Here is a 13,543-nt window from a genome sequence, read left to right on the forward strand (position 1 = left end):
CTGCTGAATACCCTGGATTTGAATTGGTTACTAAAGATTCAGAAGTAGTTATTTTACCTAAATCATAATATTTATAGAGCCTAAATCTAAACAAACATTTTCATCCATTTTATAAGAAACACCTAAACCTAAATTCCAAGCAAAGTTAACTTTCTCAGCACCTTTATAATATTGGTTAGCATTAGTAACATTAAAATCTTTAGTCTTATTATGAGAAAAACCAATACCGGCGGTTACATATGGTGCAATACCGCTATAATTTCCGAAATCACCATAAACATTTAACATACCTACATTACTATGAAGGTTTTGCTTAACAGCTGCCGATCTGGCACCCTGGCTGAGTGTCTCAGAAAATTTGAAATTATGCATTCTGGAAAGAGTGAAATCTGCTCTCATGTTTTCATGAATTTTATACCCGAAACCTATCCCGTAGTGTGCACTATTATCAGGCTTTTTGTTACCATAATCCTCACCTTTTAGCTTAGTAGGCATAGACATACCTAGATCAAGTTTCAGATAGGGTGCATTGAGTTCAGCATTTGCTAAAAGCGGAGCTGAGACAATAGCTGCAAATGTTGCTAAGTTTACAATTTTCTTTTTCATATATATTTGTCCTTTTTTATTAAATTTATAATTATTGAATCAGTTCCTATTCTTTTAAATAAGAACTGATTTTATACTTATTATACCGGCAATGTGCAAAGGTCACTGCCGTCTATTGTCCAACCGGTAGCAAAATGGAAGCCATCAGCACCATCACAAGCAGCTTTACATGCAGTATATACACCAGCAGTTAGTTCTGTTTGAGTTGGGGTTCCATCACCTTGACATATCACTATTAATTGAGCTAAAGCCTCATTTACAGCGGCAGCATGCTGTGCAACTGTTGTAGCAGCTTTAAAATTCGCTGTATTAGCGGTATCTATTGTTTCGTAAGCATCAGCTTTAACCTTGTTATCTTCTAATTCAGTTCTTGCAGCTCCGGCTGTTGCAACATTAGTAATATCAGTTGTGAAGCCAATTGTTGCTTTATTAGTGTTAAGTACACCCACTGCATCAACTTTATCATTTTTAGCTTCCAACTCAACTCTTGCAGCTCCGGCTGTTGCAACATTAATAATATCAGTTGTGAAGCCAATAGTTGCTTTATTGGTGTTAAGCACACCCACTGCAGCAACTTTATCATTTTTAGCTTCCAACTCAACTCTTGCGTCTCCGGCGGTAGTTACATCAATAATATTTGCTGTAAAACCAATGGTTGCTTTATTGGTGTTAAGCACATCTACTGCAGCAGCTTGAACCTTGTTAGCTTCTAATTCAGTCCTCGCCGTTCCAGCTGTAGCTACATCAGTAATATCAGCACTAAAGCCTATTGTTGCTTTATTAGTGTTAAGTATGTTTAGTCCAGCTACTTTCGCATCGCGCGCTAATGCAGTAACATCTCCTGCAATAAGCTCACCCCCTGCAGTAGTCAACTGATCAAGAAAGCTAGCTGAATAGCCCCGCGCCGCTGCGTTTGTTGCCATGATATCAAGCTTAATTGGAGCTTCTGCATTTTTTTACCTTGATCCAATTTTTCAAATAATCCCATTATTTACCTCATAAATTTATGGTGGTTTATTAATCTCTATTTTCACTACATATATGTAGTAATCACCTACCTAAATTTATAAAGAGCAAAATTATTATGTCAACCATGTTAACAAAATATAAACCATTTCTTAACAATTTCTCTAAAATATTGGCACATATACCATAAGACTAAGCCGGTGCAGTAAAAAACAGCAAAAAGAATAATACACAGTTACATCTAGCATTATAAGCTAAATCTTTAAAATAAACGACTAGCTTTAAATCATACTTATTAATTATAATACTTAGCTAAAACTTAGGTTACAAACCGAATATCTATATACTTATAAAGCTAGCAGCTATAAAAATACTATTGCTACCTATTCATAAAAACACAATCAATCATAACATAACAGATTAACCGAACCAATTAACAAGAGGTATTTGCATGACACTAAATTTTTTACTTATAATTGCACTCATCAACAGCTGTATAGAACTTGAGATATCTGCACCGAGTTTTCCTGATATAGCGAAATATTTTATCGTCCCCGAATATAGAGTAGGGTTAACTATTACTTATAACTTATTTGCTTTTTGCTTAGCTTCATTAGTGTATGGGGCTTTATCCGATAACTTCGGGCGTAGGCGCATTATGCTGATCGGCAATGCCATCCTTACAATTGGTGCTGTTGCTTGTGTTTTTGCGCCATCAATAAATTGGCTACTTTTGTTTCGCTTTATTCAAGGAGCGGGAGCTGCAACTTCTGCAGTTGTTGTTTCAGCTATTATAGCTGATCTATATAATACAAATAAAGCGGCAAGGCTATATGGCATTATGAATGCCGTATTCACTACTCTCATGGCACTTTCCCCGGTTCTAGGCGGTTTTATTAATCAGGCAGTTAGTTGGCGCGGAAATTATGCAGCGGTTGCATTGATATGTATTATGTCATGGATATTATTATTACTTTTTTTACCGGAAACTAAAAAACAAAAGAAATCATTTAACTTAAACGCAACCCTTAATGATTTTAGAGCAATATTATCAAGCACTGTCTTTATCAGCACTGCTGTAATTCCAAGCTTGCTCTATGGCTGCTATATAGCATTTGTCGCAATCGCACCGTTTCTTTATATGAAAACTTTTAAGCTTGGTATTCTTACCTATACAATCCATCAAGGCATAATTGCCGCTGCGTTTGCCTTAACCAGTTTAATATCAGGTAACATCACGAATATGTTGGGAGTTAAAAAATCAATTTATTTGGGATTATTCTTGATTTCAATTAGCTCAACCATGATGCCTGCCGCCCCTTCGGAAAATTATCTTACTTTAATGATGGCTCTTTTTTGCATAGGCTTTGCTATTCTTTACCCACTCATCTTTGCCCGCTCAATAGAAATATTTCCTGATATTAAAGGCACAGCTTCCTCACTAATCATGAGTATAAGATATTTATTATGTTCCGCGGTTACTTGGCTAGCAAATTATATTTATAACGGAAGCCCCGTAAACCTCGGATTAATAATCTTAGTTTTAAGTATGGTTACAGTATTATTAACCGCCAACCTAATAAGAAAAAAATTATTTATAATTAAACTTCTATAGCATCAGGAAGAGCAGTTTCATCAATGCAAGCATAGTTAGCACTTATAATCTTCAGCTCTCTGCTTTTAGCGGTAAAAGTATTTTTTATCACCTGATCAATAAAATATACGCTACGCTTTAAGGATTGTACTGCACTTTTAGTTGAAAGATAATTACCTAAAAACAGCGCGGAGAATAAATCGCCGGTACCGCTGGGAGGGGTATTAAAATTATATTCTACTGTTCTTGTTACAAAAGTATGCACTTGATCCGACATAAAGATATATAAACCGCTCTCAGATAACTCTTTCAGATTTAAGCCTGTAATCACTACTATCTTTACCCCCCTATCATGAAAATATTCAGCTATATCTTTTAGATCTTTTGTAGTTTTTATTTTAATCCCTGAAAGAATTTCAGCTTCAAATTCATTCGGGGTTATAATATCAGCTTGTAGATTTGCTTTAAAAAATTCTAATACTTCAGGCTTCACATAACATGAGGTGTTACCAATTACGGGATCACAAAGATATAGAATATTTTCATTCTTAGATTTAAACTTTTTTACTATTTCAAATACTTCCGAGCATATTTCATGGCTACCCATATAGCCCGATAGTATAGCTTGGCAATCTTTGTCGGCACCTATGTCTTCTATCCCTCTGATAATGTTTCTAATATGATCTCTAGTAAATATCTCCCCTTGCCATTTTTTATAACCCGTATGGTTGGAGAATTGTACCGTGTTTATCGGCAGCACTTCATGCCCCATCGATTGCAGAGGGTACACTGCCGCTTTATTGCCTACATAGCCGTATGCCACATGTGATTGAATGGAGATGATGCTCATTTTAAAAGAAATATTAGTTTATAATTTAGAAGGAAAAATATCATATTTATTTAGGTAGTTAAATTAGTAATTATAAATACATTGAGCTTTCAAATGATTTATACCCTCTTTTTATCGCTTGTAACTTTATTAAGAGAATTAATAATAGTAAAAAATTGCTTTTTCTATCAAAACCTTGTAATTATCACCTTGCAAAATAATAAAAAACTTGCTATATCACTTAGATCTGTTCGGGGCATAGCGCAGCCTGGTAGCGCATCTGGTTTGGGACCAGAGGGTCGGGAGTTCGAATCTCTCTGCCCCGACCATGAATATTACTGTAGGAAATAGCCTTGCAAGACCAGTATATTAAACACAAAGAAAAGCCTGCTAAATTTATTACCAAATTTATAATATTAGAAGTAGTACTTTTTTTAATCTTAATCACCTGGTATATCAGCAATTTACAATCCATTAATTATTCCATAATAAAAGATAAATTAACTAATGCAGCTGAAAGCATTGAGGTAAGTTTTACCGATCCTTTTGATAATGCAAGAAGCATTATTTCATACATCGGAGAGCTAATCGTAAAATTCAATGCTGATGATAACCAAAAAATTTTAAATTTATTAGATACATTCCATGATCAATCCAGCGTTAAAGAATTAGTTACTTGGAGCGCAATAATTTGGAGTGATAATGCTTTTAATATAAGGGTGGATTCCGGACTCGGCATTATGAAATCACCATATAAAAATATTTCTACTCGACATTTTCTCCCCGATACGGTTACTCAACCTTGGAAGCTGCGTATAGGATCTTATAAAACGGATATTGTCACGGGAACTAAAGTTATACCGTTCGGGATGGGTATAACCAATGAAGCAGGACAGTACCTGGGAACCATAACTTCAGGGTTTGAGCTATTTAAACTTGAACAGCACCTTTCGAATATCGAAATATATAATAAAAATATCAGTTTTTTTATTATTGATAAAGAAGGCAAGGTTATCATCAAGTCAAAGGGCAGTATCATATCGGAGAATTTAAATAATTTTATTAAAAAATTTATTAATTCAAAAAATTATAATCATCTTGATATTACGGCAATACCTTGGTCTAAAGATGCTGAAAGCATATTTATAACAAAACTTCGTAATTTAAAAAATTTTTATATAGTTGTAGTTTTCAATGAGATAATCTGGGATGAGTTACTACTTACCAGCTTTAAAAAGACCTTTTATAACCTTTCCTTAATTTTCTGCCTATGCATAATAATTCTTATTTTTGTTAATAAATTTGTAGTTCAACCTGTAATTGAATTGTCGGATGTAGCTGAAAAAATTTCCTCTAATGATCGTTTAGTTGAAATTAATGAATATACAACCAAAGAAATATCTCTTTTGGCAAGTAGTTTAAAAAAAGTGATTTTACAAAAAGCGGAATTAGTTGAAGCTAATGAGAAACTTGAGTTTTTACTTAAAAAACTTGAGGCAATGAATAAAACTAAATTAGATTTTATCAGAAATATTCAGCACGAACTCAGGACTCCCCTAAATCATATCATAGGTGGATGCGATGTACTCGGCTCAGAGTTTGCAGGCCCTATGCTTCCTGAATATTTTGAATATATTCAAATCATCCATCAATCCGGGCGGGACTTATTGGGAAAAATTAATAATATTATAGCAGTAGCGGATTTCGAATCAGGTAATGTCAAACTAAATGAGAGCAAATGTAGTATTAAGGAAATTATAGATAATGCACTTAATGCATTAATACCTAAAATCAAACAACATAAGCTAAATTTAAAGCTAGATATTCAACATAATTTACCATATATTTATCTGGATCCTGAAAAGATAAAAATTGTATTATTGAATTTTATTAATAATAGTATCGTGTTTAATAAACCGAATGGAGATATTCTGATTTCTGCTTTACAATCCGTCGCAGGTATTATTATCGAAATTTCCGATACAGGCCAAGGTATCCATGAAGATAATTTACATAAAATTACTGAAATGTTTTCTACCACCGGCGATGTATTAACTAAGGTTAAAAGCGGATTAGGACTAGGGTTGACTATAGCGCAAAGTATCCTAGATTTACATGATATAAAAATGGAGATTGAAAGCAAAGTTAACCAAGGCACAAAAATAAAAATATCAATTCCTAATATTAGATTAGAAAAACATTAAGTAAGGAAATATGCTATGTTTAAAGGGTTATTAACCGCACTTATAACCCCTTTTATAAAGGGTGAAGTTGATTATGAAAGTTTTGCAAGATTCTTAAGATGGCAGATTAAGTCTAAAGTACATGGGTTAGTTGTCTTAGGAAGCACGGGGGAAGGCGCAACTATTGGTGATGAAGAAAGGACGGCATTAATTAAGTTATCTCGCAAAGAGATTGATAATAGCGGCACAAAAATACCTTTAATCGTCGCGACCGGAAGTAATTCAACAATTAAAACCCTGCAATATACGGAAAAAGCAAAAGAGTTAGGCGCAGATGCAGCCCTAATAGTGTGCCCATATTATAACAAGCCTTCTCAACAAGGCATGTATGAACATTTTAAATATATAAACGATAGTATAAATTTACCGATTTTTGTTTATAATGTTCCGGGCCGTACTATTGTCAATATCAATAATGAAACCATAGCAAAATTAGCTGAACTGAAAAACATCGTAGGCATTAAAGATGCCACCGGGGATCTCTCCAGGCCGCTTAGTTTAAAAGCTATGCTAAGCGATAATGATTTTTTACAACTTTCGGGAGAGGATGCAACTTCAGCAGCATTTAATTTAAACGGTGGAAAAGGTTGCATTTCAATTATCGGCAATATTTTTCCTGAGGCAATGTCTAATATCCAAAACTTAACCTTAAGCGGGCAGTATGCCGAAGCGGTAAAAGAGCTGGAGAAATACCAAAAAATTATAGATTTAATGTATTGTGAGACTAACCCTATACCGGTTAAATATGCTGCTTTCAGGATGGGGCTGATTTCGACTCCGGAATTAAGGCTACCGCTTCTTACACTCACTCATCCTAATTGTATCAAGATTGATAATGAGCTTAAAGCCTTAGGGGTAATTTAATGGTTATAAGCCCGCTTAGAAATAATAAAATTTATGGTCATCAAGAAGCTAAACAGCTTTTCCTGGATTCATTTCAAAATAAAAGATTACATCACTCATGGCTGATTACCGGAGAAAAAGGGATAGGTAAAGCAACTCTTACTTACCATTTTGCAAAATTTCTACTTCAACACCCGCTGTATCAACCGAAAAATCTGGAGATTTCTACCCGAAACTCGGTTATTAAAAAGATAGAAGGATTAACCCATCCTGACTTAATCATAATTGATGCTGAAATAAAAGACGGAGAACCTCGAAAACAGCCGACTATTACCATTGAAGAAGTCAGAGGGGTAATACAATTTTTAAGGCTAACCGCAAGTGAATCAAAATATAAGGTTGTAGTTATTGACGGCGCGGATTATATGAACATTAGTGCCTCAAATGCTATGCTTAAAATTTTAGAAGAACCTCCAAAAAATACAATTATTTTTTTAATTGCGAGTTCAGCATTTAAAATCCTCCCTACCATTCGCTCTCGCTGCCTTAACCTAAAACTTAAACCTTTATCATTTGAAGATTTTAAAACAGCATTGGAGCAAAACCTGGAAAATATTAGTCCGCAAGAAGCTGAAGAACTATATAATATCACAAGCGGCAATCTAAAACTTGCGGTTGAAATACATAGCGAGTACGGAATCAAATTTTTAAAAGAATTGGAACACTCTTTAAATAGTAATTCTATTATTGATATCTTAAAATTTGTCGAGAATATTAAAACAGGGCAGGAAAACTGGTCTTTAGTAAAATTCATGCTACTTAAATCAATAATAAACAAGATTAAATTATCATTAAATGACAGTAATTTAGAAGACAGGCTGAATTATTTTTTTGAATTACAGAAAAAGCTGATTGAGATGGAAACATTCCATCTTGATAAACAACATTTCATCCTTTCAACATTGAGTTAAATAAAATGCTAAACGGAAAACTGATAAAATTACTTTTAATTGTTATTATTGCAATCGCACTCGATCAAATCACCAAGCACCTGGTGCTCAATTTCTTTATTCACCATAATGGGACGCATGCTATAGAGGTAGGGTTATTCTTAAATATAGTGCTAGTTTGGAATCACGGAATTAGCTTTGGGATGTTTAATGATTTGGAGCAAAGCCAAATTATCTTAATCTTAGTTTCTCTTACTATAATTGCCGGACTAATCATATGGTTTATAAGATCTGATGATAATAAGCTTTTATTCCCTATTGCCCTGATTATCGGGGGAGCTTTAGGCAATATTATTGATAGGATTACATACGGAGCGGTTGTTGATTTTATAGATTTTTACTTTAAACAATATCATTACCCGGCATTTAACCTAGCTGATTCTTTTATTGTAATTGGAGTTTTAATTTTAATGGTGCAATCATTTCAGGAAAAAGAACAAAACCGATAGTTGTAAAAAAATTTACTTATTCTATTGCTAGTTACTTGTTAATAGTTTAAATATCTTTAAACTATGCTTAAATTTCATATTAGGCTTTTATTTCATGTTAACATTTAGAGATCCCGAAGTACGCATAGCTTCTGATGCTGCAATTTTATGGGCACTTTCCAATGATTATTATTGTTTCGCTTCAGCGGCCATAGCAAGCACCTCATACGGAATATTAAGCGGAATATACAGCACCTTTTCAAGTAATAACGGTAAGTTTGAAATATTACAAAATACAGCATTTATGACTATTGTTTTGGGAATAGACAAAGCTATAAAAGGCGGAGTTATTGATATAATTTTTCCAAAATTACTGGGTATGGCCATGGGCTTTTTAAGCGGTAATATACTAGATGCAGCTTATTCTCACATTCATGAGATTTCCTCAATTAAAGGCAGAGTAATTTTAACGACAGCCGGATTAGTAAAAGATTACTTCACATACGAGAAAGATGAAGTCCCCCCGGAAGCAAAGGATTATGCTGCATTCACTTTAGAATCCGTAGGATTTGAATTATACCCCCAATTATAAAGGCTTTAACCGTGTACATACTTAGATTCTAAATATTCAGTAAAATACCTGGGATTCAAACTTTCACCGGTGGAATTAACAAGCAATTGATCAGAGGAAAATAATTTCCCTTTCGAATGTATATTCATTTTTAACCAATCATAAATCGGTTTTAAATCACCCCGTCTAATCTGCTCATTCATTTCGGGGATGACTTTTTTAATTGAGTTCATTAATTGAGCCGCAGTAACCGCACCTAGCGTATAGCTTGGGAAGTACCCGAAAATCCCGCTATACCAATGCGTATCCTGCAAAACACCTAAAGCATCATGATCAGGGGTTAACCCGATAGTTTGCCTAAAGTAATCGTTCCAGGCGGCGGGTAAATCACCAACCTCCAGATCACCACCTATAAGCTGCTTCTCAAGTTCATAGCGCATTATTACATGCAGCGGGTAGGTAACTTCATCAGCATCAACTCTAATAAAAGAAGGCTCTACATATTTAACATATTTTGCAATATTATCTTGGCTGAATTTGGTTTTATCAACCGAAAAATACTTAATCAGCTTAGGGATAAGGTACTCAACAAATTCATCACTTCTTCCGATTTGCATCTCAGTAAGCAGAGACTGGCTTTCATGAATAGCCATTCCGAGGTTACGCCCGACGGGTTGATAGGCATATTCGAGAGGTAAATTTTTCTCATATAATGCATGTCCGGTTTCATGGATTATGCCTTGTAAAGCAATAAATGCATCATTTTCGTCATATCTCGTAGTAAGTCTTATATCATGAGGTATCCCTCCGCAAAAAGGGTGAGTGCTGGTATCGAGCCTTCCTTTATTAAAATCAAAACCGAAATCTTTCATGATCTCTATGCCTAACTGCTGCTGAAGTTCGATCGGGAAGTACCCGCCCAGTTTCGGCTTTTCGCCTTGAGTACTTCTTACTTTTTCAATAAATTGGGGTAAAAAGTTTTTAAGTTCGGAAAATATACTATCTATTTCTTCAACTTTTCTATTAGAATCATATTCATTTACTAATGCCTGATAAGGAGAAACTTTAAAATAATCCGCTTTCACAGCTGCAATCTTACGCACCGCTAATAATAGCTTTGCAAAATAAGGCTTAACTTCAATAAAAGATTTATTTTTTCGCGCCGAACGCCAAACCATCTCACATTCTTGCCTTAGTGAGGAATATTCTCTCATTAGGCTGTTATCCACGGAAGCATAGTCATCAAAGATTTTTTTTATCTCAAGCAAATTAGCTTTTTGCCAATCATTTAGTGAGCTCATATCCTCTAAAGCTTCAGTAATTTTTTCATTTATTAGTGAGCTACAAATTTTCTCATGAGCAAGTTTTATAAGATAAGATGACTGCTCGATTCTAGCACTCAACGACCCGATAGGCATTATCACTTCTTTATCCCAGCCGAGTATGTCTGAAATTTGATTTATAATTGAGATTTCTTTAAAATGATTTTCTAAAAAATTATATGCTTTCATGACTTTCGGGGTTGCATTTTATCTAAATTTATTTCTATATCAGTTAGGTTTACATTGTCCAGTTGTTTGATTTAAGTTAATTGTTGAATTAATAAATTCGGCAAATAGAAATGAAGTTCACCCCTAGTTCATTATTCGGAAGATTTTTGTTAATTATCATGCTCCCTATGGTGTTGCTGCAAGTAGTGATCACCATAATATTTTATGAAAGGCATTGGGAGAATGTCACCTCTCATATGCAAGATGCACTGGTTGGAGAAGTGGAAACAGTTTTAAACACCATAAACAGCACAAAATCAAATAATAAGAAGGCTTTAAATATACTAAGCCCCCTAGGTTTGGAGGTAAAATTTTTAACTAAGGAAACATTCCTACAAAATAAAAATAAGTTTTCTTCCAAGCAATTTGACCAAGACCTTTCAGAATTTAAAACAAAGCTGGAAAAGCTTAAAACCCAACCAAATTATATAAGCTATATTAGCAATAAATCATCAATTGTCATCGGCTATAAAATAAAAGAGAAACACATTGAAATAAGTTTTTCAAGCAAGCGGATAAAAAGCCCTACCACTTATATATTTATGCTATGGATGATAGGAGTTGCTTCACTGTTAATTATAATATCCCTCATCTTTATGCGAAACCAAATAAGATCGATTACTAAACTTGCAGAAGTCGCCGACCAATTCGGCAAAGGACATGATATAGAACTCTTTAAACCCTCAGGTGCTAAAGAAATCAGAACTGCCGGTAATGCATTTATAAAAATGAAACAAAGAATTGAGAGACAGATAAAATATCGGACTGAACTTCTAGCCCATATTTCACATGACTTGAGAACACCGCTTACTCGGTTAAAATTGCAGACTGCTATGCTGGATGATAAGGGAGTAGCTGAAGAAATAAGCCAAGATTTAAATGAAATGGAGCAAATGGTCATAAGTTATTTGGATTTTGCCAAAGGTGAGGGTAATGAAGAGGTGGTTGAAACAGAAATAATAGCTTTATTAAATAAAACATTAGCAAAGTTTAATGATGCCCGATTGGTTATCAATACTTCCGTTAATATGCAGCACATGCCTCTCCGCCCTAATGCATTCCAACGTGCGATTAATAATATAATTGAGAACGCTATTAAATATGCAAAGAGTAAAATAGAAGTAATAGTTTATAAGCTGGATGATAACCTCTATATCACAGTTGACGATGACGGCAAAGGTATAGAAGAGCAGGATAGAAAAATGGTTTTCAAACCATTCCAAAAAACCTCTAACAGCAAAGAGGGTTATGGACTTGGGCTTGCAATTGTAAAAAGTGTCGTTCAAGCGCATGGGGGAAAAATTAAACTTGCTCAAAGTCCTTATAATGGTTTAAGAATTATATTAATATTCCCTATTTAGTAATTATATGACTACTCGTATTTTATTAGTTCTTGACGGTTGGGGTTATAACCCTTCGCCGAAGTATAATGCGATTTTAGGCGCTGATACTCCTAATTACTCATATATATTACAAAATTATCCCCACTCTTTAATTGAAACAAGTGGCTTAGATGTCGGCTTACCTGAAGGGCAGATGGGTAACTCCGAGGTAGGTCACATGACTATAGGCAGCGGAAGAGTAATGTTCCAAGACTTACCTAAAATAAATCATGCGATTGAATCAAAACAATTAGAAGATAATGAAGCATTAAAGGAGCTGATTGCAACATTAAAAGAAAACGGTGGAACCTGCCACATAATCGGGCTTATATCTGACGGCGGAGTGCATTCGCATATTGATCATATAGTCGCTCTCAACAAAATACTCCGGAAACATAATATTAAAGTTTTAATCCATGCAATTACTGATGGTAGGGATACCCCTCCGAAATGCGCACAAGGTTATATAAATTTCATTACTCAAGCAGGGTTAGAAATTGCAAGTATAAGCGGAAGGTTCTATGCAATGGATAGAGATAAAAGATGGGATAGGATTGAACTTAGTTATAATGCTATAATTAAGGCACAAGCACCAAAATTTAATACTCCGCAGGAAGTTATTGAGCAAAGCTATACTCAGGATATATCCGATGAATTCATCATCCCCCACGTAGAAAACAACTACCAAGGGATAAAAGAAAATGATGCTATACTGATGGCAAACTTCCGTGCTGATAGAGTTAGACAAATTTTAACCGCATTAGTAGAAGAAGATTTTAAAGATTTTCCTCGTGGAAATAAAGTAAAACTAGCATCAGTAGTAGGAATGACTGAATATTCAGAGGAGCTAAACCGATATTTAAGCACTCTTTTTCCTGCTGAAAATATTACTTATACTTTAGGAGAAGTGATCTCAAAGCATGGAATGCGGCAACTAAGGATAGCGGAAACCGAGAAATATGCCCATGTTACATTTTTTTTAAGCGGCGGAAGAGAAGAGCCATTTGAAGGTGAAGAAAGAATTTTAGTTCCCTCTCCGAAAGTTAAAACTTATGATTTAGCGCCTCAAATGTCAGTATATGATGTAACTGATAAATTAATTGAGGCTATCAAAAGCAGATCTTACAACTTAATTTGCGTTAATTTTGCTAATGCTGATATGGTAGGTCATTCCGGTAATATTGAAGCTACAGTAAAAGCTATAGAAGCTATTGATGATTGCCTAGGTAAAATCCTAATCGTTATTCAAGAAACCGATTCGGAAATGTTAATTACAGCTGACCACGGTAACGCGGAATTAATGAAGAACCCGGATACCCTTGAACCGTTTACTTCTCATACTTTATTTAAAGTACCTTTAATTTACATCGGGGAAAAGAATATAAAGTTAAAAGACGGAGCATTATCTGATATAGCGCCTACGCTTTTGGAGTTGATTGACATAAGAAAACCTAAAGAAATGACCGGGAATTCTTTAATCACATTCTTTCCGTAAGTTATTTCAATATGTCATTGCTCGCT

General features: G+C 34.5%; 12 protein-coding genes and 1 tRNA gene. 9 read left to right on the forward strand and 4 right to left on the reverse strand.

The window, feature by feature from the left end:
- Positions 1–57: 57 nt before the first annotated feature.
- Both NF27_RS10265 and NF27_RS10270 read right to left on the reverse strand, forming a co-directional pair.
- On the reverse strand, positions 58–606 hold the full coding sequence (locus tag NF27_RS10265; protein WP_039459307.1) for an outer membrane protein: 549 nt from the start codon (positions 604–606) through the stop codon (positions 58–60).
- Positions 607–686: 80 nt separating this feature from the next.
- Positions 687–1,529, reverse strand: a complete 843-nt coding sequence (locus NF27_RS10270) for a hypothetical protein (protein ID WP_039459310.1) — start codon at positions 1,527–1,529, stop codon at positions 687–689.
- Positions 1,530–2,023: 494 nt separating this feature from the next.
- On the opposite strand from NF27_RS10270, the gene NF27_RS10275 reads away from it, so the two are divergent.
- The gene (locus tag NF27_RS10275) at positions 2,024–3,187 is read left to right on the forward strand and encodes a multidrug effflux MFS transporter (RefSeq protein ID WP_039459312.1); all 1,164 of its coding nucleotides are present in this window, start codon (positions 2,024–2,026) and stop codon (positions 3,185–3,187) included.
- Here the strand turns inward: NF27_RS10275 and pdxY are convergent.
- Positions 3,174–4,016, reverse strand: a complete 843-nt coding sequence (gene pdxY, locus NF27_RS10280; protein ID WP_068982032.1) for a pyridoxal kinase — start codon at positions 4,014–4,016, stop codon at positions 3,174–3,176. The two genes, NF27_RS10275 and pdxY, sit on opposite strands and share 14 nt — an antisense overlap.
- Positions 4,017–4,247: 231 nt before the next feature.
- On the opposite strand from pdxY, the gene NF27_RS10285 reads away from it, so the two are divergent.
- From NF27_RS10285 to NF27_RS10310, 6 genes are all read left to right on the forward strand, one after another.
- Positions 4,248–4,324: transfer RNA gene (locus tag NF27_RS10285), tRNA-Pro, on the forward strand.
- Positions 4,325–4,348: 24 nt separating this feature from the next.
- Positions 4,349–6,199, forward strand: coding sequence for a sensor histidine kinase (locus NF27_RS10290; protein ID WP_039459315.1), 1,851 nt, complete (start codon positions 4,349–4,351; stop codon positions 6,197–6,199).
- Positions 6,200–6,214: 15 nt separating this feature from the next.
- Positions 6,215–7,102, forward strand: a complete 888-nt coding sequence (dapA, locus tag NF27_RS10295) for a 4-hydroxy-tetrahydrodipicolinate synthase (RefSeq protein WP_039459318.1) — start codon at positions 6,215–6,217, stop codon at positions 7,100–7,102.
- Positions 7,102–8,052: an AAA family ATPase gene (locus NF27_RS10300; RefSeq protein ID WP_053332786.1), complete on the forward strand. Its 951-nt coding sequence runs from the start codon at positions 7,102–7,104 to the stop codon at positions 8,050–8,052. The genes dapA and NF27_RS10300 overlap by 1 nt, the downstream gene beginning before the upstream one ends.
- Before the next feature lie 5 nt (positions 8,053–8,057).
- Positions 8,058–8,540, forward strand: coding sequence for a signal peptidase II (gene lspA, locus NF27_RS10305; RefSeq protein ID WP_053332787.1), 483 nt, complete (start codon positions 8,058–8,060; stop codon positions 8,538–8,540).
- A gap of 94 nt (positions 8,541–8,634) precedes the next feature.
- On the forward strand, positions 8,635–9,111 hold the full coding sequence (locus NF27_RS10310; protein ID WP_039459320.1) for a hypothetical protein: 477 nt from the start codon (positions 8,635–8,637) through the stop codon (positions 9,109–9,111).
- A gap of 5 nt (positions 9,112–9,116) precedes the next feature.
- Here NF27_RS10310 and NF27_RS10315 read toward each other — a convergent pair whose 3' ends face one another.
- Positions 9,117–10,601, reverse strand: coding sequence for a carboxypeptidase M32 (locus tag NF27_RS10315; protein WP_039459323.1), 1,485 nt, complete (start codon positions 10,599–10,601; stop codon positions 9,117–9,119).
- Positions 10,602–10,711: 110 nt separating this feature from the next.
- Here NF27_RS10315 and NF27_RS10320 point away from each other — a divergent pair, with 110 nt between their 5' ends.
- The gene (locus NF27_RS10320) at positions 10,712–12,001 is read left to right on the forward strand and encodes an ATP-binding protein (RefSeq protein WP_039459326.1); all 1,290 of its coding nucleotides are present in this window, start codon (positions 10,712–10,714) and stop codon (positions 11,999–12,001) included.
- 7 nt (positions 12,002–12,008) lie between these two features.
- Positions 12,009–13,517 (forward strand): 2,3-bisphosphoglycerate-independent phosphoglycerate mutase, encoded by a 1,509-nt coding sequence (gene gpmI, locus NF27_RS10325; RefSeq protein ID WP_039459329.1) that lies wholly within the window; start codon positions 12,009–12,011, stop codon positions 13,515–13,517.
- Positions 13,518–13,543 lie beyond the last annotated feature (26 nt).

The organism is Candidatus Jidaibacter acanthamoeba (genome assembly GCF_000815465.1).
Taxonomy (GTDB): domain Bacteria; phylum Pseudomonadota; class Alphaproteobacteria; order Rickettsiales; family Midichloriaceae; genus Jidaibacter; species Jidaibacter acanthamoebae.